At 49.5% G+C, this 19703-nt stretch carries 18 protein-coding genes and 5 pseudogenes; 5 read left to right on the top strand and 18 right to left on the bottom strand.

Annotated features, from left to right (window positions below; genetic code table 11):
• Positions 1 to 85: 85 nt before the first annotated feature.
• A complete protein-coding gene (locus ACF8OF_RS08705) occupies positions 86 to 1564 on the top strand; it encodes a DUF4026 domain-containing protein (protein WP_392496360.1) in 1479 nt (492 codons plus the stop codon).
• A 191-nt stretch (positions 1565 to 1755) separates the two neighbouring features.
• Here the strand turns inward: ACF8OF_RS08705 and ACF8OF_RS08710 are convergent.
• Positions 1756 to 1935, bottom strand: a pseudogene (locus ACF8OF_RS08710) (hypothetical protein); the annotation flags it as partial.
• Here ACF8OF_RS08710 and ACF8OF_RS08715 point away from each other — a divergent pair.
• Positions 1934 to 2176: a SymE family type I addiction module toxin gene (locus ACF8OF_RS08715; protein WP_392496415.1), complete on the top strand. Its 243-nt coding sequence runs from the start codon at positions 1934 to 1936 to the stop codon at positions 2174 to 2176. The pseudogene ACF8OF_RS08710 and the gene ACF8OF_RS08715 overlap by 2 nt on opposite strands.
• 51 nt (positions 2177 to 2227) lie before the next feature.
• Here ACF8OF_RS08715 and ACF8OF_RS08720 read toward each other — a convergent pair whose 3' ends face one another.
• From ACF8OF_RS08720 to ACF8OF_RS08730, 3 genes and pseudogenes are all read right to left on the bottom strand, one after another.
• Positions 2228 to 2689, bottom strand: a complete 462-nt coding sequence (locus ACF8OF_RS08720; RefSeq protein WP_392496361.1) for an SMI1/KNR4 family protein — start codon at positions 2687 to 2689, stop codon at positions 2228 to 2230.
• Between the two features lie 14 nt (positions 2690 to 2703).
• Positions 2704 to 2793: pseudogene (locus ACF8OF_RS08725) on the bottom strand (HNH endonuclease); the annotation flags it as partial.
• Positions 2794 to 3075: 282 nt separating this feature from the next.
• A pseudogene (locus ACF8OF_RS08730) lies at positions 3076 to 3174 on the bottom strand (RHS repeat-associated core domain-containing protein); the annotation flags it as partial.
• A gap of 61 nt (positions 3175 to 3235) precedes the next feature.
• Here ACF8OF_RS08730 and ACF8OF_RS08735 point away from each other — a divergent pair.
• A complete protein-coding gene (locus tag ACF8OF_RS08735; protein WP_392496362.1) occupies positions 3236 to 3442 on the top strand; it encodes a SymE family type I addiction module toxin in 207 nt (68 codons plus the stop codon).
• Between the two features lie 176 nt (positions 3443 to 3618).
• Here the strand turns inward: ACF8OF_RS08735 and ACF8OF_RS08740 are convergent, their stop codons facing one another.
• Complete coding sequence (locus ACF8OF_RS08740) at positions 3619 to 3987, bottom strand: hypothetical protein (RefSeq protein ID WP_392496363.1); 369 nt, start codon at positions 3985 to 3987, stop codon at positions 3619 to 3621.
• A pseudogene (locus tag ACF8OF_RS08745) lies at positions 3987 to 4436 on the bottom strand (type IV secretion protein Rhs); the annotation flags it as partial. The gene ACF8OF_RS08740 and the pseudogene ACF8OF_RS08745, both read right to left, overlap by 1 nt.
• A 15-nt stretch (positions 4437 to 4451) precedes the next feature.
• Here ACF8OF_RS08745 and ACF8OF_RS08750 point away from each other — a divergent pair.
• Positions 4452 to 4784, top strand: coding sequence for a SymE family type I addiction module toxin (locus ACF8OF_RS08750; protein WP_392505294.1), 333 nt, complete (start codon positions 4452 to 4454; stop codon positions 4782 to 4784).
• 72 nt (positions 4785 to 4856) lie between these two features.
• Here the strand turns inward: ACF8OF_RS08750 and ACF8OF_RS08755 are convergent, their stop codons facing one another.
• The 11 genes and pseudogenes from ACF8OF_RS08755 to glpE all read right to left on the bottom strand — a co-directional run bounded on the left by ACF8OF_RS08755 (position 4857) and on the right by glpE (position 18980).
• A complete protein-coding gene (locus ACF8OF_RS08755; protein ID WP_262863091.1) occupies positions 4857 to 5192 on the bottom strand; it encodes a hypothetical protein in 336 nt (111 codons plus the stop codon).
• Positions 5193 to 5222: 30 nt separating this feature from the next.
• A pseudogene (locus ACF8OF_RS08760) lies at positions 5223 to 5801 on the bottom strand (RHS repeat-associated core domain-containing protein); the annotation flags it as partial.
• Positions 5802 to 5989: 188 nt separating this feature from the next.
• Entirely contained in the window at positions 5990 to 6529 is a 540-nt protein-coding gene (locus ACF8OF_RS08765; RefSeq protein WP_392496365.1) for a hypothetical protein, read from the bottom strand.
• A 1-nt stretch (position 6530) separates the two neighbouring features.
• Complete coding sequence (locus ACF8OF_RS08770) at positions 6531 to 11237, bottom strand: RHS repeat-associated core domain-containing protein (protein ID WP_392496367.1); 4707 nt, start codon at positions 11235 to 11237, stop codon at positions 6531 to 6533.
• A 30-nt stretch (positions 11238 to 11267) separates the two neighbouring features.
• Complete coding sequence (locus ACF8OF_RS08775) at positions 11268 to 11690, bottom strand: DcrB-related protein (protein ID WP_274371025.1); 423 nt, start codon at positions 11688 to 11690, stop codon at positions 11268 to 11270.
• A 9-nt stretch (positions 11691 to 11699) separates the two neighbouring features.
• Positions 11700 to 13877, bottom strand: coding sequence for a type VI secretion system Vgr family protein (locus tag ACF8OF_RS08780; protein WP_392496369.1), 2178 nt, complete (start codon positions 13875 to 13877; stop codon positions 11700 to 11702).
• 108 nt (positions 13878 to 13985) lie between these two features.
• A complete protein-coding gene (locus tag ACF8OF_RS08785; RefSeq protein WP_262859621.1) occupies positions 13986 to 14504 on the bottom strand; it encodes an Hcp family type VI secretion system effector in 519 nt (172 codons plus the stop codon).
• A gap of 757 nt (positions 14505 to 15261) precedes the next feature.
• On the bottom strand, positions 15262 to 16749 hold the full coding sequence (gene glpD / locus ACF8OF_RS08790; protein WP_392496371.1) for a glycerol-3-phosphate dehydrogenase: 1488 nt from the start codon (positions 16747 to 16749) through the stop codon (positions 15262 to 15264).
• A gap of 213 nt (positions 16750 to 16962) precedes the next feature.
• Positions 16963 to 17721 (bottom strand): DeoR/GlpR family transcriptional regulator, encoded by a 759-nt coding sequence (locus ACF8OF_RS08795; RefSeq protein ID WP_274371029.1) that lies wholly within the window; start codon positions 17719 to 17721, stop codon positions 16963 to 16965.
• Positions 17722 to 17805: 84 nt separating this feature from the next.
• Positions 17806 to 18639, bottom strand: a complete 834-nt coding sequence (glpG, locus tag ACF8OF_RS08800; RefSeq protein ID WP_262859619.1) for a rhomboid family intramembrane serine protease GlpG — start codon at positions 18637 to 18639, stop codon at positions 17806 to 17808.
• A 14-nt stretch (positions 18640 to 18653) separates the two neighbouring features.
• Entirely contained in the window at positions 18654 to 18980 is a 327-nt protein-coding gene (gene glpE, locus ACF8OF_RS08805) for a thiosulfate sulfurtransferase GlpE (protein ID WP_004237957.1), read from the bottom strand.
• Between the two features lies 1 nt (position 18981).
• Here glpE and ACF8OF_RS08810 point away from each other — a divergent pair, with 1 nt between their 5' ends.
• The gene (locus ACF8OF_RS08810; RefSeq protein WP_392496373.1) at positions 18982 to 19122 is read left to right on the top strand and encodes a hypothetical protein; all 141 of its coding nucleotides are present in this window, start codon (positions 18982 to 18984) and stop codon (positions 19120 to 19122) included.
• On the opposite strand, the gene nfuA is transcribed toward ACF8OF_RS08810, so the two are convergent.
• Entirely contained in the window at positions 19116 to 19694 is a 579-nt protein-coding gene (gene nfuA / locus ACF8OF_RS08815; RefSeq protein ID WP_004237958.1) for a Fe-S biogenesis protein NfuA, read from the bottom strand. The two genes, ACF8OF_RS08810 and nfuA, sit on opposite strands and share 7 nt — an antisense overlap.
• Positions 19695 to 19703 lie beyond the last annotated feature (9 nt).

Raw genomic sequence — 19703 nt, forward strand, 5'->3', positions numbered from 1 at the left:
GACAAAAGCAGAGGTTATTGTTGTCACAATGCATATAATTGACGCCCGGTGTTTCATGTTCCCCGGAGGAAGAGTTCAGCCGGAGATGGTTACAGCACAGCAGCACAACTCAGAGCGGATAAAGGCATTACCGATGGATATAAAGCAATATTACCTTGAGGTTGCGGAAGGTAAAGGTAAGAGGATGACGTCGGAGGTAGTGGCATTCCCTCCCTCGCGGCTCAACCTGGCAGAGTTAGAAGAGCGTTTGGCATCACAAACCTTTTTCACACAGGGTGATATTGAATACGCGGAGCATGATGAGAACAGCTTTTATTACACCTGTCATTACGGTGATGAAGAGCTGCTGTTTCTGGTGTCACTGGCACCGCGGGCACCGGAACTGGAAATTAATCCTTATTATTCAACCGATCCGCTTTCCCCCGGATTACTGGCCGAAGTCAACCAGACCGGGCAGGACATTTATGTTGAATGTCTTCTGCAGAATGATGTACTGCGAAGTTACCGGTATCAGCTGAAAATGGTGCAGATTCTGGTGCCGGATTTGCTGCTGGGGATTGATATTTCGGCAGCCGGGCGCGGGTTTACCCGTGAGTGGCTTAATTTTCAGCTGGAAAATGACGTGCAGCTGAACATTGAATCCCTTTATACCATTCATGCAATTTATGACACGGAAAATTCCCCGCCGACCATGTATTGGTTCCACACACACGGCCTGCTGCGCTGCGGGATCCCGGAAGTGGAACTGCTGCTGCCGCATACCATTAATGCCTACTACGGCATTCCTGATCTGCTGCGCAGTTTTATCGGGCAGAGTCTTAATGAAGGCAAAGTGCTGTTCAATGAGCCGATGTTGTGCGGTCAGACTGAAAAACAGCTGGAATATATTGTGGCACTGCCGTATCAGGAAGGGATCCGTCAGATCAACAAAAACACCCCGATCGACCAGCTGAAGCCTCTGGAAGCGATCGATTACTCTCACGATAATATGCCGGAAAATGAATTTCTCGGTGATCGCGGTGATCGCGATGATCAGCATGACCATCCGTCCTGTATGCTGTTCCGGGTAAATGAAAGTTCGCCGGTGTTACAGACATTTTTCCGTGGTTTCGACGATGATGCGGCCATTATGTTTTACCGCCCGAACAGTGAAACTCATGAAATGGCCGTAAAAGCACGGCTGCGCTGGCACTATTTTGCCCAGATGTTTACGGAATACGGGCAGCCGGTGGTTAAAACGAAAAAAGGTCTGCTCGGGGGGGTATTCGGTAAAAAAGCCGGTGAGGAGGAGGGTGAGCATCCATGGGCGTTTATGGTCAAATGCGGCATTCCTTACGGGGATGATGATGACCTGGAACACATGTGGTTTATCCCGGAAACACTGGATAATGACGTGTTTACCGGCAAACTCATCAACCAGCCTTTTTATGTTGAAGAGATGCAGGAAGGCGGTATCTATCCGCTGAATACAGAAATGCTCACCGACTGGAATATCTATTTTTCCGGTGAAAAATACACCCCGGATACCATCTATCAGCTGCTCAGCCCGTCACAGGTTCACTGAGAACGGATTGTTCCGTAAAAAGCGCTGAAACGGAAGTCGCCCCCGATAGTCGGACACCCAATTATCGGGGGTTTTTTGTACCTATGAGCAGTCTGACAGCGAACGGGCTGATTATTTGCAACAAGGCCGTTAATAGCTAAAGCAGGTAATTACATGAGTCTGTAATTTAAATTATCAGTTCGCCAATATCGTTACGATAATTCTATTTCTACTGAAAAATCGAAAGCAGTTAAACCTGCATCTTCTACTCTTTGTTTAAATTTATCCGTCACAAAAATCCGGCTAATATCTTCATCAATAGTGAACAGATTTTTTCTGTCAAAACATTCTGAAAGCGGATTTGTTGGATAATAGCCAACAAATTTTTTCCTGGATACTTACACCCCCAAGGGCAAAAACAGCAGCCCGCCGCCCGCCATTACCCTAAAAGGACACTGGCTGAAAGCGGCAGGATTTGAGACCAGTTTCACATTTACGGTGAAGATTTTAAACGGCTGTTTGGTATTAATCCCGGACAGCGAAGATATCCGGACAATTAAGCAGCAAAATCAGCAGCAACAAGCCCAGATCGCCGCGTTTAAACTTAAGGTTAAGGCGCTGATCGGGGAGTGATAATCATTGTAAATGAGATAGGATATCTTTTAATAATATCCTATCTTTTATTTATATGATGACAAAATCATTTCGAAAAAAAACTTCAAATTTTTCACATATCTTATAAATATTAATTCTTCCATCTACACTATCAGAATGAATCTCAGCACGATCCCAATAATACACACCACTACTTGCACCTTCAGTCACCAAAAAATAGAAGTTATCCCCTGGGTCTGAACCAATTAAAAATGAATATTCTATGGACTCCAGCTCAGATAAATACTCATCATTTATATATTCCAAGCAATAGTTTTCATTTTCAGAACCCACACTAAAGAGTGAATCAAAAGAGATAAACCTATCATCAACATCTTTAAAAGGCAAATCACAGTAATTAGGAGATGTTACTCTACATCCATTATAATTAGATAAAAACAATCTATAATCCACAGGAAGCTTAAGGCCATATTTACCTTCAATAACAGTAAGTTCCTTATCACTCAAACCATCAAAATAAACTATAGCCATAATACCACCTATTGTTAGCAACCTTTCTTGATTATAGATGCACCACCTCGATGCGTGAACCTACTATTAATTTTCTTTGGTACTTCTTGCATAGTGACTGTATTTTCATGATGATGTCATGTATTAACATCATAGTTCGCCGGACTACTTGCCAATTTATCAGCCTTCCCAAAATCACCACTAGGAGATTTACTATGATTTCCTTTCAAATCTGTAACGTCGACACTCTGGACAACATAAGGCGAAAAATCCGGATATCCATTCGGATAGCGAACTTTATTTCCCTCCCAATCGACATAAACCCATACTTTAGAATTAATTTCCTGGTAAACGGTTCCACCTTTATTTGTCCAGTTAATAATATCAGGTGAGTTTAATGGTTTATTAGACCAACCCCATGGGTCAACCCACGTCAACGGATTCGGTGCATACTGATACAGATTCAGCCCGCCCATCAGCCCTATCGGGTCATAGGGCGCATTCCGGTGCGGTTGTACTGTCCGGTGCCCTGCAAGCCCCGCTGCGCCTCACTTTTTAAAGAGCGATTTGTCTGTTACGCCGCTTCCGGGAACCTGGTTTGCCCGACGTGCGTTTTGTCGGGTTTACCCGATCTTAATTTCAGCCATTACCTTAAAAGGACACTGGCTGAAAGCGGCAGGATTTGAGACCGGTTTCACATTTACGGTGAAGATTTTAAACGACTGTTTGGTATTAATCCCGGACAGCGAAGATATCCGGACAATTAAGCAGTAAAATCAGCAGCAGCAAGCTCAACTTCGTATGATAAAAAATACAATGAATGAGTTAATGGCAAAGTATGCCAACAACTAAAAACTGAACTAAATTATAAATGAGCCGGAAGGTTGAAAGATCTTTCGGCTTTTACTGATTAAATATGAGCATATTTCATCCAGCAAGTACTTATCATACTACCCTGGAAACTCACCTTTTAAATATCTATTTAATAAATAACTAAGAGGCCAACACTCAGAATCATTCAATAACAAGCACTTAGATATCATTTCAAAATCATCTGATATATAAGCGGAAACATCACTATCTCCACAAACTTTAAATGATAACTTAAATGAAGCTTCTCTTATCCTATTTATTATTTCGATACAATCGTCAGGGGAACATATATTTTTTATTTTATTAAAACTATTTAGCCACTGTTTTTCAAACTCATCGCCATCTCTTTTATCTAATGCATCATCAATATTTATATGTAATAAAAAATCAAAAAATTTAGGTTCGTTAATTATCATTAACAATTCATTTAATTTATCATTAGACATTACATTAACCCTTGCTTAGTTAGCCATTCTTCAATTAAATCAACTGCTTTTACTGGTGTTACATCTGTTCCTAAAGTATGTGTTCCATTCGGAGATTTCACATCAACCCGAATATCATCCAACTTAGCATAAGCTTTTCTATACGCATCAAATAATTGCTTATCTGTCCCAGCAAAATCACCTTGTCTTGGTCCTATTACATCCCTTTCCGCATCATGCATGCGCCAATGATCATGTTCTGGGTTTTTCCCTCGAGGGAATAATGTCGGCCTTGTTTTATCAGATCTAGACACTTCAAAAGGGCGCCCTTTCGATTTACGTACAGCAGGGACATGATGTCCAGAGTCACTAACTCCCATACATTTTTGCAGCCCCCAAGGATCAACCCATACCAGCGTATTCGGTGCATACTGATACAGGTTCAACCCGCCCATCAGCCCTATCGGGTCATAGGGCGCATCCCGGTGCGGTTGTACTGTCCGGTGCCCTGCAAGCCCCGCTGCGCCTCACTTTTTAAAGAGCTATTCTTCTGCTATACCGCTGCTGTGAACCCGGTTTTCCCGACGTGCGTTTTTCGGTTTTACCCGATCCTAATTTCAGCCATTACCCTAAAAGGGCACTGGCTGAAAGCGGCAGGATTTGAGACCGGTTTCACATTTACGGTGAAGATTTTAAACGGCTGTTTGGTATTAATCCCGGACAGCGAGGATATCTGGGCAATTAAGCAGCAAAATCAGCAACAACAAGCCCAGATCGCTGCATTTAAACTTAAGGTTAAGGCGCTGATCGGGGAGTGATACGATGTGATTTACCTGCTTTGGTGCGTTGCTGTAGCCAAAGCAGGTAATTATATAATTTAAATTTCGGGCTCAAAAATCAAGAAAATCATCATTATTAGAATAATAATTTAGAGCTTTCACAAAATCGTCAGGTGAAGCTGATGGTTTTTGTTCTATAACAGAATCAATGACATCAGCAAATTGTTGCCCTGAATATAAATAATTTAATTTTTTAGCTATAACTATCTGAGGATATATTTCCTTATCATCATCTACATCAGGATAATCTGATACATAGTAATTTCCATTTAATTCCAAATCATCGCTATTTTCACCATACAAACAAAAATTATCATCCCGAGAATCTGTTTTTTTCATATCGGAAATAATATCTACCAAGCTATATTGACTATCTTTATTTAACATGTGTCCGCCTATTTTAAAGTATATTCATATTCAACAAGCTTTACCTATAGCACCATTCAGCTTTCCGTGTCGTCCTGGCTTTCCTCCCCCCCATATATCCCGTCCACCTTTTCCTGTTGGGTGATATAATGCGTGGTTAGATTTATGATCGAGTCTATCAACCAAGACTAACCTATTAAGATCCTCATGATGGTGCCATGTAAACCCAGATGGACTACTACTTTTACTTCCATTTTTTATCCAATCCAGTAATTCTGGATGACGATTTAATATATCTTTTCTAAATACAGCACCGGTATCCAAGCGCGTAAGTAATGCATCGTTCGCCTTTCTGAACTGAACTGCATCACTTGAATATCTATTAGATGGATTAACAGAATGCTCAAAAAATATATGATACTCACCATTATTAGGACGGTTAGCCCAACCCCACGGATCAACCCACCCCACCGGATTCGGCGCATACTGATACAGATTCAGCCCACCGGCCAGCCCTATCGGGTCCTGCTGGGTAAAGCGTCCCGTATCCGGCGCGTAGTACCGGAAGGTATTATAGTGCAGTCCGGTTTCTCTGTCGAAATATTGACCCTGAAAACGTAAATTCTGATCCCGTTGCGGTGTCAGATAATGCAGGATTCTCAGTTTAACTTCTGCTCTTTACCATGTAGTAAACCAGCCTATATTATCTTACCGCCAAACCTTCCAGTGATATTGCTTCGCACTTTCTCTATAAGGATCACATTACTTTACAGTTTATAGTCTTTACGGATAGTTTATATTGTCATCAAAATGTACAGTTATAACTCCAGCCCTATTATATTATTCTCAATAAAAACTTCTCTCAGAGAGTCTGACATTACAATAAATGAGTTACATTCCAGAGATCTAGCTATGAAAAAGTCATTTTTCACATTTCTTTTCAGTACTACTTTGCTAAATTTACGAGGACCATCTGGTAAGTAACTTAATATCGGTTGACTTTCAGACTTCTCCATATCGATACATGGCAACGAACGAAGTATATTTAATACTTTGTAGCCATAATGGCTTGTCCCATTCATAGATAAACTAGCCTCAATAAGTTGTATATCACCCATTTCCTCACTGGGAGATAACAGTTCTGCAGCTTTCTGTGATACTACAATAGGCCCATCACTAAATAAAAAATCATAGGATAATATTTTTTTTTCACTAACCACTCCGTTTAAACCAAACTTCAGTTTATCATTAAAATTCACGTAATTACATCTCATAAAGTCGTCACTTGTAACTCCATTCTCCTCATATTTCAGCCAATATTTATTAGGATAATTATGTGATATTTTAAGCTCATGCATATTAACATTTTCCTTTTCTGACAGAATTTTTATTTAATACTGTTTTCCCACTATGCAAGCCGGATCTCTCATTTTTTATAATATTATTTAAAGCCTTTTTATAGTCTGCCTGTGTCCATTTATTATCCTGCCCATACTTAAATAAATCATCCATTTGAGCTTTAATATTATTTGTATATGTGGGATGAGAACCTCTATGAATAGTTCTGGTTTTATGGTAATCCTCAGATCTAGGAAGATAAATAACATTTCTAATGTTATGAATATTCATCCCTGCTGCTTTCACTAAGCTATGCCCTCTTAACTGCTGGGGAATAATATGATGCTTTTGGAAACCAAAAATACTCGGCATCGTGTTATACGTCCATAATCCCCACGGATCAACCCACGTCACCGGATTCGGCGCATATTGATACAGATTTAACCCGCCTGCCAGGCCGATAGGATCCTGCTGGGTGAATCTTCCCGTGTCAGCCGAATAAAATCTGAAGGTATTATAGTGCAGTCCGGTTTCTCTGTCGAAATATTGACCCTGAAAACGTAAATTCTGCTGACCCCGGAATCCCGGTACCGGGCGGGTTTCACGCCGTAATTTTCCCCACAGGCTGTAGTCGCCGTGCCAGATTATGCGCCCCTGACTGTCCGTCAGTTCTTCCGGCAGGCCGTTCAGGGCAACGTGGTAATACGCAATATCCGTTGTCTGTTTTTCCGGATGATCAAAGCTTTCTATCCGTGCCAGCGGGTTATAGCTGCCGCTGTTATAAACGTAATGCAGAGTCAGATGTACGGATTTACTGCTCTTCTCCGCTGCCAGCCGCAGGCCGTTCCAGCAGAACTGCACCGTTTCTTCCGGCTCCCGGTTTTCCGGCGGCTGGTTCAGCCGCTGTGCCTGTACCGACTGCCAGACCCGTTTGGCGGTCCGGCGTCCGAGGATGTCGTAATCATATTCCGCCCGCTGGTTCCCTTGCGGGTCATGCGCAAAGGTCACTGCGGTGATGCGGTGCTCCGCGTCATAGTGATAATGCTGACACTCCGCACTGTCCCGCACCCGGCGCTGTGCCATGCGCCCGAAACCGTCATACGTGTAGTCGTACTCCTCACTGGTGGTGACCTGGTTATTAAACGCCACCTGCCGCTGATGCCCCAGTAAGTTCGCCGCTTCATCATACAGAAACAGCTCTTCACTGAACCCGTTCAGACGCCGGGTCAGCTGCCCCAGCGGGTCATAACGGTACGTTTCATACTGCCAGTGACCCTGTGTTAACGGCGAATCCGCCTGTCCGTAACTGACACTGCGCTCCGTCAGGTTATTGTGCTTATCCCAGGTATAACGTTTATCAATGGTGGCCGCCGTGACCCGCGAACTGTTCGCCCGCCGTGCTATCTGCGCGGTGATACGCCCGCTGCTGTCATACTCCGTCCGCTGATCAAGCCCGCCGGAGAGCCGGTTGCTTTCCCGGTGCAGCCGGTCGCGGCTGTATTCCGCCAGTACCGTCTGTTTTCCGCGCTCCCGCCAGTTCATCTGCTGAAGATGACCGGAGCCGTAATACAGATAACTCAGTGACTGCCCGTCCGGCAGTTCCGTGCTGCTGAGGTTGCCGTTGTCATCGTAACGGTGACGGTATACCCCGGCGCTGTTCCGCTCGGACAGCATCTGTCCGTTCAGATCATACTCAAATTCCAGAATATCCTGCCACGGCACCGCCTCCCCGCTGAGCTGTGCTGCTGACCAGGCGGTCAGCGGCGCACGCCGCAGTGTCAGGGCCGTTTTGCCGTACTGATACTCGGTGCGGTAATCGCGGTTTTCCCGGGCGGTTAGACGGCCGGCCGGATCATAGTGATACTGTGTGATAACCGGCGCTTCATCCGGTTGTGCGGGGATCTCTTCCCGGCGGATCCGATTGCCGGCCGCATCATACTGATACTGTTTTTGCTGGCCGATCAGATCCTGCTCACGGGTCAGGCGGTGCAGCGCGTCATACTCAAAGCGGTAGGATTCCTCTTTTTCATTGACCAGCGCTTTCAGCCGCCCGAAACGATCATAACGGAACCCGAGGCGGTGTCCCGCCGGGTCGGTACGCTCAGTGATTTGCCCGAAAATATTACGGGCGACGGTGATTTTTTTGCCGCCGCTGTCGGTAAAGCCGGTGACGCGCCCGGCATCGTCATAGGAATAGCGGTTATCCCTGCCGTCAGGTAATTCCTCACGCAGCAGTTGTCCGCTCTCCGACCAGTGATAGCGGGTGGTCTGGCTCAGTGCATCGGTGATGGTGAGCAGCTGCCCGCGATCATCATAGGCCAGCGAGGTGTGATAACCGGAGCAGTCAGTGTAGCGGGTCAGTTGCCCGCGGGCATTGTAGCGGTAACGGGTGACACTGCCGCCCGGGTCAGTCTGCTGAAGACAATCCCCCTGTTCATCCCACACCCGCCGGGTAGTATGCCCCAGCGGATCCATATACAGATGGATATCCCCTCTGGCGGTGTAAAACCAGTGATGCGCCGCGCCATCCGGCATTACCTGAATCAGCGGAAACGCAAAGTCTTTATCCCACTCAATGGTGATACAGTCGCCGTTCGGATCCGTTTCAGCGGTCAGATTACCGCGTTCATCATAAGTGTACTGCGAGGTATGACCGAGAGGATCGGTGGCTTTTTTCAGTTTACGGTGCTGATCCCAGTCAAAAAGCCAGGTGGCACCGCTTTCATCGGTAAATTCAGTGATCTGATGCTGTTCATTCCAGCGGCGGAAGGTTTCACCCAGTCCGATCAGCTCAGTACGCAGTGATCTCTCTTCCGGGAAATAATGCAGCAGGGTATGTTCAGGCCGCCCGCCATCCGGGGTTTGTAACCAGTGCTCCGCCACGCGGTATACCGGCTGTCCGTTATCTCCGGTTTCATTATCAAACTGTGCCCAGCGGTAATGGCTCTGTAACCCGGCAGCATTGATATGCATGTTCATCAGCCCGGTCTCTTCATCACGGGCAAAACGGCGGGTCACGCTGCCGTCAGCACCGGTGACAACAACAAGACACTGATGGTCATCATACTGATAGCTGACCAGCGTTCGCTCACCATCAGGATCAGATTGTGATACCGAGCGCAGGCGCTGCCCGTCATCCGTATAATGCAGCTGAACGTTAATCAGCCCGCTGTTATCCTGAATGGTGCAGAGCAGCCCTTCCGGACTGTAACGGTAAAACAGGGTGTTTCCGTGACGGTCGTGTGACTGTGCAAGGCGTAACCAGCCGTTGCGTTGCGGGTCAGTCTCAAACAGCTGATAATCGCCGGTATCAGACTCGAGCAAAAAGATATTCTGCAGGCTGCGGTAGACCCGGAAACCCTCATCCACATAGAACGCATCCTGCCCGGGAGCCAGTTCCCCCAGGGACAGACGGCGGCCGGACATATCATGGTAATACAGCGGTGCATCCCCGATGGGGCCGCCGGTGTAAGCGATTTCAATACTGACATCAAACGGCAGCGACCAGCCTGCGCCCAGACGGCTTTCACGGGTATTACTGCTGACATAGATACGCTGCCAGGCAAGCGGGTAACGGCCTTCCAGCACAAAATCCAGTTCGTCCTCACCACTGAGGATTTTACTGCCGGTGGCGGCATGGACCGGGTTCATCACGGCACTGAACGCTTTAGCCAGTGCCCCCCCGACAACCGCACCGGTGGCCGCCCCGATCGTTTCACTGACAAGCCGGCACCCGACCTTATTCAGACAATTTCTCAGTGTCCTGAACCCGGCATTCACCGTGGTTTTTACGCCGTTTTTTGCAAAATTTTTGATAACGGCCGCAGCGACACCGGCAAATAATCCGCCCAGCACCTCACCGCCAAATTTCGCAAACGGGTTACGCCCGCTGATAATATCCCGCACAACAACAGTGCCGCCACCGATCCTGACGGCCGGGGCGGTCTGTTCATGGTCAATTTTTGCCTCGCAGGTGCTTCGGTCACCATTCCGGCAGGCAGGCTGGCTGTTTATCTGTACTTTTTTTGAACCTTCCGCCAGATAATAAGGATCTGAAGCGATATGCCATTTCTGACAGGAAATTTCATCATGAGGCATCGGTTCGGCATAGATATTTTTCTCCGCGACTGCCGGTGAGGCTATCCCTTCCCAGAACCCTCTTTCGGGTGACGGGTATGTCGGGTAAGGATCTTCCGCCACCGGTGCCGCCGGATTAAATTGTGCGGACACAAAATCACTGACCGCTATCCCCATCCCCTGCGGGGTAAGCATAAACGCCTTCTTCAGCGTCTCTCCGGCAATCTGTCTGCCTTTACTTTCCGGCGGATTTTTTGTGTCAGCCAGGATGAGTTCAGTTAATTTTTCCCCCGGAATTTTTCCGGCGGCTCTGGCCGCCGGTTTTCCTTTGATGTTCACATTACCGGAACCGTGTATGATCATTCCGTCCGGATCACCGCGCATGCCGAAGAAATCAAGAACCGCATCCACGCCGTCAGCAACGCCCTCAGAGACAAAATCGATCATTCCGCCCAGCGCAAAACCGGTCGCGGCTCCGACCACCGCACCGGCGGCCAGTGCCGCCCCGCCGGTGGCACCGATGACCGCAACGGCCGCAATCCCGATACCGGCATAAATCGCCCCGGACACCACCCCGCAGACAATATCGGCAAACAGGGAGGAATGGACCAGCGGGTCACCTTCTTTAGCGGCCAGAAATTCATTTCCCATAATGCAATATCCTTATAAACGCCGGTGAAATCATGCCGGTGATGACGGTGTAAAACCCAGTTTGATATGTTGCCAGTCCTGCAGGTCTGCCTCACTGAACGGACGGGTCAGGCAGTACGTGATCACAAAAATATGGCCGCCGAGATCGTACGCGGCAATATACTGCCGAAGGTGATGCCCCTGCCGGTCCGACTCACAATAGAACTCCGTTCCCGTTGTTCCGGCATGTGTTTCAAATACGGCAGGCTCCGTGATCGTGTATATTTTCATTCCTTTCTGCAGCATGGCGGTTTGTGCCGCCAGATACTGCCCCGCACTTTGCCCTTCAGCCAGGCGATCCCGGGTCAGGGTCATACTGGCGCCGTGCTCCGGAAATTTCAGGATATTGATGCTGCTGTCCTCATACTGCGCTGACGGTAAAATGACAGCCCCTTCCTGACAGAGATACTTCATGGTAATTCCTTATTTTCCGGGAAATAACTGACGTTTATCATTGGCAATATCACCGGGAGACGGCGACATATCCGTACCGGCCTTACCACCGCCATCCATATTCAGATCCAGCATCTGCCCGGTATTAATCTGTCCGGCTCCGGACGCGGAAAAATTGAAATTTTCACAGGTGATATTGATAGCGCCGTCAGACGTCATTTCTATCGCGGATTTTCCGGTGACAAATTTGATACCGGCAGCGGATGCCAGAATACTGACACCGGCCACTTCCGTCAGATGGCTGCCGAAAATATAATTCAGCTGATCCATCTGAACCGCCGTCATCTGTGCACCGCCGACGGTCACGTTCTGGTTCTGCCCGATCGTTTCAGTGTGACTGGCCGCCACCGCTGTACTGCGATCATTCAGCACCACGGTGTTCATGTCTTTCTGGGCGTGCATAAAGACTTCCTGCTTCCCGTTTTCATCCTCAAAGCGCAGCTCGTTGAATCCCTCACCCTTGTGGGTTTGTGTGCGGAATGCGGTCTGGGTTTTACTGCCGGGGAATGCCGACGGCGGGCCGTTGCGGCCGTTATAGGTACAGCCGGTGACAATCGGGCGGTCGATATCCCCGTTAAGGTAAGAGACGATAATTTCCTGCCCGATTCTCGGCACAGCGGAAAAACCATAACCGCTGCCGTTCCAGCCCATTGCCACCCGCACCCAGCAGGAAGCGCTGTGATCCGGTTTGCCGTAACGATCCCAGTGAAAATAGACTTTCACCGCGCCCTGTTCGTTGGTGTAGATTTCTTCCCCGTCCGGGCCGACCACCGTTGCCAGCTCGTCGCCGTCCGCCTGGGGGCGGAAACGGAACGGCGGCCGCCATTCGCGGGTGCCGGGGATAAACTGCACGGTATTACTGAACGTTGTCCCTTCACCGCCGCTGTTATCCGCCAGCGGCTGGGTGCCGCGGTGATTAACCGTAATCACCTGCCACGGTTGATTCATCACTGCCGAAGGGTGGTTGCTCAGGGTGAAGATTTTGCCCGGCATCAGGGCAAAACAGTTGGTGCCCGCCGTGCCGGTCTGACGCTCATTCTGTGACTGTTCGTAACGCAGCCGGGTGAACGGTTTACCGGTTGCATCATCACGGTAACGACCGTAACTTTCATACACCGGATGCTGTTTATGCACATCACCGGTAACTTCATGCTGAAACGGGTAGGAGGGGCTGTCCGGGTTGTAATCTTTCTGGATAATGACATCACTGCATAATTTTTCGGTGTAGCGCCAGGAGAATGCGGTGCTGTCACGGGTATCGGTATCTGCCTGCGGGTTATAGGTCAGATGAATACCGGCAGTCATACCAAGGTGATTGTCACTGTAAAACAGTTTCGGGCCTTCCTCGAACCAGAAGTTAATCCCCTCTTCTGCCGCCAGACGGCACCAGAAATCATAGGCAGATTCCCGTTTCTGAGTGATGTAATCCCGTTTCTGATGCAGTTCGTCCTGATAGAATTTCAGGTCATTTTTGACATGGGCTTCTTTAAGTAATGTCGCCAGCACTTCCGGTACCGATTGTTTCTGGAAGATGCGGCTGTCCTGGCTGAGCGTCATGATCCACATTTCCGGGCGGATCAGAAAGTGATACCAGGTTTTGTTGCCATCGGTATTGCCCTGTTCCGCGGAGGCCAGCAGTCCCTGAACGGTGCGGACTTTGACGCCGTCACGGGTCACAGTCAGAGAAGACGCTTTGCCCAGATGTTCATCAAATGTGATTGACGGCAGCACGCTGACGGCACTGACTGACAGCGAAAACAGGGAAGAAAGCCCTTCGCTGAGTGAGAATTCGGTGACCTGAAACGTCTGCTCCGGCAATCCGCCGATTTTACAGGTAAAAACAAGACCGGATGGTGAACGCCCGGTCAGTGCGTCTGCCAGAGTGCCTGCCGCGCCGGGAAGTGTTGCGCCGCTGCTGAGGCCGCCACTGAGACCACCGGCAATACCGCCACCGGGAATAAGGTCAGCCGCAGCAGGGATCTGCGCTGCTATTTTTTGTGCCTGTTGTGCGGCGGAGACAGCGTTTTGCGCTGGTTCTGACATTTTTTTGCTGATTTCGGATACCGCAGCATCCTCAGCGTATTTCGCGGCACTGTCTTTCAGCGCCGCCGGGTCGATGACCTTTTTTTGGGGATCTTCAGCAAACATACCGGCTCCGGAACTGATCAGGCAGGTGACCCGCCGTGAAACGGGGGGCACCACGGTCAGGCAGGAACACCACACATTCCGGGGGAATGTGTGGTGTCAGTGAGCACATTACGCTTCGATTGGCGCGCGCCAGTCATCAGCACCGGAGGTGCCTGCAACCGTGTGATCCCAGCTGATTTTGCGGTAGGACATTGAGACTTCAATCAGCTGCGTGTAATCCGTTTTTTGCGGATCCTGACAGTGCGGCATTTTGCAGTCGATATTGACGATAGTGGCATCTTCCAGCGAGGTGGTGAAGAAGTGCTCCTGCTTACCTTCAACGGAGGTGCGGTACCATTTCAGTTGTACCTTAGGCAGCATTTCACCGGCTGCCAGGGCGTTGTACAGAAGCGGAACCGCTTTGTTCAGCGCGACCGTGAATTTAAACGGACGATGTGCACGCTGGCCGGACGGCTGACCGGACTGCGGATCAGTCGGGACCGTCACAACATGGTCAAACTGCTGCACCAGCATTTCATCTTCATGACCCTGCACGTAGATATTGCCGACAGATTCAGCGGTAAAGGCGCCGGCAGTGATATTGCCCTGAGTTTTGCCTTCGATGGAGATATAACATGGAGTTGGCATGATCAAATTCCTTATTTATTAGCGGGTAACAGGTGATTACCTGACGAGTAACTTCGTCATCAGCCAGTGCGCATGGTGATAATGCTGAATCATAAGTTTCACTTACCACTCTGTAAAGACCGGAGAAAGGTCTGCATCTCTCAGGATCAGTCACTTAAGTTAAAATCGTTGCAAAAGCAGGATAATTGACTGCTAAAGAAGGTCGGTTGAGAGTGGTGTGGCGGAATAATTCAGATCATAAAAGAAACAAACCACTATGTTTTTTAACAAAATAGTCTAACTTGTTGTAAACAATAAGAAAAAAGGCATTTTTTTTCAGATCACAAAATAAAATATGTAACAAAGTACAAAAGTAATGTAACTAAATGAATAATAACAATAAAAATTCCAATCAAAACTGAAACGGTAAAATCTGCTTAACTTCCTCTCTGAGTGGGGGGGCATAAATAGACGAAATCAGAATATTTCACTGATTTGTGTTATCGGTGTGTTACGCAGCCATGTATAAACGGGTTCAGTTTTGTACAAAAAATGGGGTCACTCTGAATTACATTCCGCCTGAGCTTTACCGGAAACAACCGGAAACGCTAATCAGGTACGCACTGTAATCTTTCGATACCGTAGCCGTGATTCGGAGGCAGTGCCGGCTTCAGTGTTTATCATCAACTCAATTTTTGCAGCACGCCAGATTATTCGGATGGCAGGAGCGGTTTCTGTCTTTATGACCGGCCTTGCGAGCCGGTCTGTGCGGGTATTGTTACTGCGCTTCCCGGCGGAGCCACTGCTCCACCTGCAGCTGTTCTTCCTGTGTGAGCCACATTCCCAGCTTGGTTCTGCGCCAGAGCGCATCTTCTGCGGTGATCACCCACTCGTGCTGTACCAGATAGCGCAACTCGGCCTCATAGAGGTTATGGCCGAATAACTGCCCGAGGTCGCTGAGGGATTGCGCGTCACCGATAATTTTTTCTGTCTGACTGCCGTAGGTGCGGGCCAGGCGCAGCGCCAGTCCGTTCGGCAGCCATGACCAGCGTTCTGTCAGCACGCGGGCATAGCCGTCACGGCTCCGGCCGTTCAGCTCACCGCCGGTCAGTACCGCCTGTTTTGTCCATGCTTTCCCGGCGTGCGGATAGTAGGCCGCCAGTTTATCCAGCGCGTGCTCACCCAGTTTGCGGTAAGTGGTGAGTTTGCCGCCGAAGACTGACAACAGCGGTGCCTGTCCGTTATCATCATGCAAATCAAGTGTGTAATCGCGGGTGATGGCTTGTGGCGAGTCCGATTCATCATCACACAGCGGACGCACACCGGAGTATGTCCAGCGGATATCGTCGCGGGTCAGGGTTTTACGGAAGTGGTCGTTATACACATCCAGCAGATAATTAATTTCGTTATCATCGATTTTAACGTCTGCCGGATCGCCGTGATATTCCACATCTGTCGTGCCGATAATCGAAAATTCATCCATCCACGGGATGACAAACACAATACGGTGATCTTCATTTTGCAGGATATAGGCCTGCGGCTCGTCGTGGGCACGCGGTACCACAATATGGCTGCCTTTGATCAGGCGGATACCGTAAGGGGATTTGAGCTGTAATCCGTCATCAAAGAAGGTTTTCACCCACGGTCCGGCGGCATTGACCAGCCCCTTTGCCTGCCAGCGCTGGGTTTCGCCGGTCAGGGTATTTTCCGCTTCCACCTGCCATAAGCCGTTTTCGCGCCATGCGCGGGTGACTTTTGTCCGTGTGCGGACTTCGCCGCCCTGCCGTACGACTTCCTGTGCATTCAGTACCACCAGGCGGGCATCGTCCACCCAGCAGTCGGAATATTCAAAGCCTTTTTTAAACTCCGCTTTCAGCGGGGAAGCGCTGCTGAAGGTCAGGCCGCGGCTGCCCGGCAGTGTGGTGCGTTTACCGAGATGGTCATACAGAAACAGCCCCGCGCGGATCATCCACGCCGGGCGCAGGTGCGGCTGATGCGGCAGACGGAAACGCATCGGGAACGCGATATGCGGAGCCATTTTTAATAATACTTCGCGTTCTGCCAGCGCTTCGCTCACCAAACGAAACTCATAATGTTCGAGATAGCGCAAGCCGCCGTGGATCAGTTTTGAGCTGGCCGATGAGGTGGCACAGGCGAGATCCCGGGCTTCCAGCATCAGCACAGACAACCCGCGTCCGGCGGCATCAGCGGCAATACCCGCGCCGTTGATTCCGCCTCCGATAACGATCAAATCTTTTGTTTCCATCCTCACTCCCGCATGACCACATTTGTTCTTTAATGTTCGTTATCGCTCATAATAGTGCAATGTGAATGATATTCCAACATTCCGGACATAAAAAAACGTTCTCCGTGACATGGATAACAATTTGTTAGCATATCCACACAAAGAATAGTGAATTAAAAGAGGGGAAAAAAGCAAAGCAGCCGCGCCACCGGACGGTGACGCGGGCAGAGAGAATCAGCAGACTTCGAGCTGAACCTGTTGTTCATCCAGGATTTTGATGATGTTTTCCGGCGGGCGTTTGTCGGTAAACAGGCAATTAATCAGCCCCATATTACCGAGATTGACCATGGCATTGCGACCGAACTTTGAATGGTCGGTAACGAGCATCACACAGCGTGAGTTTTCAATAATCGCCCGTTTGGTGCGGACTTCATGATAATCAAATTCCAGCAGGGAGCCGTCATTATCAATGCCGCTGATCCCGAGAATACCGAAATCCAGACGAAACTGAGAGATGAAATCGAGAGTGGCCTCGCCGACAATCCCGCCGTCACGGGAACGGACTTCTCCACCGGCCAGGATCAGCCGGAAATCGTCTTTCGCCATCAGCAGGGTGGCGACATTGAGGTTATTGGTGACGATGCGCAGATTTTTGTGCTCCAGCAGTTCATGCGCGACAGCTTCCGGTGTGGTGCCGATATCGATAAACAGTGTGGCACCGTCCGGGATCAGCGCCGCAACACGGCGGGCGATCCGGCGTTTTTCATCCGACCACATGCTTTTACGTTCATGATAGGCGGCATTCACTGAGCTGGACGGCTGTGCCGCCCCGCCGTGGTGACGGTGGATTTTATTCTGTTCCGCCAGTTCATTGAGATCACGGCGGATAGTCTGCGGACTGACCTTAAAGTGCTCGACCAGCTCTTCTGTGCTGACATAGCCCTGTTTACTGACTAATTCAACGATAGCATCATGACGCTGTGTTTGTTTCACAAAATCTCCCGGTCAGATCAGTACCGCCGCATAGTCAGAATGGTGCCGTGATATGCAGCGGTGGTGTCATATTTTCATTACTATTCAGGCCGTCCGGCGGCGGTTATCCCATACCGCCATCAGCAGGCCGGTCGCGAGACCGGATGCATGGGCCATGTTTGCAATCGGCATTGTACCAAATAAATCAAAGTAACCGATAACCAGCCATAATACCGAGAACACCATCATGGCGGCAGGCAGGTAAATACCGGCTGACGGATTGCGCGCGCCGGTGTACCAGACATAACTGATCAGCGCGAACACCACGCCGGACAGGCCGCCGAAGGAGGATCCGCTGAAAAAGGATTGTGACCAGCAACTGACCAGGGCAGAGATAATGGTGATGACCAGCAGCCGTCCGCTGCCGAGTTGTTTTTCCACCTGACCGCCGAGATACCACCACAGCGCCAGGTTCATCAGAATATGGGTCAGACCGAAATGCAGGAAAACCGGGCTTACCCACCGCCATAATTCGCCCTGCTGATCAGGCTGCGGCCATGCCAGGTATGCCATGACCTCATCAGTACCGCTTATCTGCATCCAGATATAGACCAGAACACACAGCACGGTGATGGTGATGGTCAGCGGCCCGGCAGGGGTCACCAGATTACTGAAAACATGAGAGGCCGGATAGCGGAACGGAGAATCGGTTTCGCCGGATTCCCAGCTGGCCGCGAGATAGCGTTTGTTCATCGGATCACGCATAAAGGTGTCCAGCTCAGCCTGTGTCTGTGCCAGCTTGCTTTCGTCATCGAGCCACAATTCCGCGCCGCGCCCTTCGCGGGTGGCACGCATGGTGAGCTCAATATCCCGTGAGGCCATATAATCAATAAATGACTGGGCAATGCGCGGGTTGGCGATGGTGATCAGATAAACCATATAGCTGTCCGTTGTTAAGCGAGTGACCTGACTGTGTCCGGGTAGTTACGCAACCAGGCTTCAAAGCCGCCGTTGATGCTGTATACCGTTTCATAGCCGACATTAAGCAGATACTGAGCCGCGCCCTGACTGCTGTGTCCATGGTAACACATGACCATAACCGGCTGCTCATAATCTGTCTGATCCATGAAGGTATTCACGGTGTCGTTTGTCAGATGAAATGCACCGTCAGTGTGACCGGCACGGAAGCTTTGCGGATCACGGATATCAACCAGGACAGCCCCGTTCTGCTGCCAGAGTTCATACGCCGTATCCGGTGTGATTAAGCGGATTTGTTCCATAATGATTTTTCGTATGCAGATGAATATCAGCGGTGACAGAGCACCGCCGGAAACCCGCCCGGCAGTACACCGGGCGGTGTATTATCATGGCCGTGCGATAGCCGGCCGCTGCAGCACTGTCAGTAAACAGCGCTGTCAGTAATAAGAGTGTTCACCGCGCTGATGTTCAGTCAGGTCTTTAACGCCTTTCAGTTCACCGGCAAACATATTCAGTAACTCTTTTTCGATCCCTTCTTTCAGGGTGACATCCACCATGGAGCAGCCGTTACAGCCGCCGCCGAACTGGAGGATGGCATAGCCTTCATCCGTGATTTCCATCAGGGAAACACGGCCGCCGTGTCCGGCCAGCTGCGGGTTGATCTGGGATTGCAGAACATACTCGACACGCTCGATCAGCGGGGCATCATCCGCCACTTTGCGCATTTTGGCGTTTGGGGCTTTTAAGGTGAGCTGAGAGCCGAGCTGATCGGTTACGAAGTCGATCACGGCTTCGTCAAGGAACGGCGCGCTCAGTTCATCAACATAGGCGGTCAGCTGCTCAAACGGCAGCGCGGTATCGGTCGCTTCCACAGCATCAGGCGGACAATAAGAGACTCCGCATTCTGCATTGGGAGTGCCCGGGTTAATAACAAAAACACGGATTTGTGTGCCGGGTTCCTGGTTGGCAAGCAGTTTGGAAAAATGTGCCTGCGCAGCGTCAGTAATAGTAATCATAACATTGCC

The sequence above is a fragment of the Morganella sp. TYF_1 genome (assembly GCF_043105645.1).
Classification (GTDB): Bacteria; Pseudomonadota; Gammaproteobacteria; order Enterobacterales; family Enterobacteriaceae; genus Morganella; species Morganella morganii_B.

What these genes read in the sequence shown, in the direction of transcription:
- ACF8OF_RS08705 (WP_392496360.1), top strand. Translation starts at nt 86, where the DNA reads ATGGTTACAGCACAGCAGCACAACTCAGAGCGGATAAAGGCATTACCG.
- ACF8OF_RS08720 (WP_392496361.1), bottom strand. Translation starts at nt 2,689, where the DNA reads ATGGCTATAGTTTATTTTGATGGTTTGAGTGATAAGGAACTTACTGTT.
- ACF8OF_RS08740 (WP_392496363.1), bottom strand. Translation starts at nt 3,987, where the DNA reads ATGTCTAATGATAAATTAAATGAATTGTTAATGATAATTAACGAACCT.
- ACF8OF_RS08755 (WP_262863091.1), bottom strand. Translation starts at nt 5,192, where the DNA reads ATGTTAAATAAAGATAGTCAATATAGCTTGGTAGATATTATTTCCGAT.
- ACF8OF_RS08765 (WP_392496365.1), bottom strand. Translation starts at nt 6,529, where the DNA reads ATGCATGAGCTTAAAATATCACATAATTATCCTAATAAATATTGGCTG.
- ACF8OF_RS08770 (WP_392496367.1), bottom strand. Translation starts at nt 11,237, where the DNA reads ATGGGAAATGAATTTCTGGCCGCTAAAGAAGGTGACCCGCTGGTCCAT.
- ACF8OF_RS08775 (WP_274371025.1), bottom strand. Translation starts at nt 11,690, where the DNA reads ATGAAGTATCTCTGTCAGGAAGGGGCTGTCATTTTACCGTCAGCGCAG.
- ACF8OF_RS08780 (WP_392496369.1), bottom strand. Translation starts at nt 13,877, where the DNA reads ATGTTTGCTGAAGATCCCCAAAAAAAGGTCATCGACCCGGCGGCGCTG.
- ACF8OF_RS08785 (WP_262859621.1), bottom strand. Translation starts at nt 14,504, where the DNA reads ATGCCAACTCCATGTTATATCTCCATCGAAGGCAAAACTCAGGGCAAT.
- glpD (WP_392496371.1), bottom strand. Translation starts at nt 16,749, where the DNA reads ATGGAAACAAAAGATTTGATCGTTATCGGAGGCGGAATCAACGGCGCG.
- glpG (WP_262859619.1), bottom strand. Translation starts at nt 18,639, where the DNA reads ATGGTTTATCTGATCACCATCGCCAACCCGCGCATTGCCCAGTCATTT.
- glpE (WP_004237957.1), bottom strand. Translation starts at nt 18,980, where the DNA reads ATGGAACAAATCCGCTTAATCACACCGGATACGGCGTATGAACTCTGG.
- ACF8OF_RS08810 (WP_392496373.1), top strand. Translation starts at nt 18,982, where the DNA reads ATGATTTTTCGTATGCAGATGAATATCAGCGGTGACAGAGCACCGCCG.
- nfuA (WP_004237958.1), bottom strand. Translation starts at nt 19,694, where the DNA reads ATGATTACTATTACTGACGCTGCGCAGGCACATTTTTCCAAACTGCTT.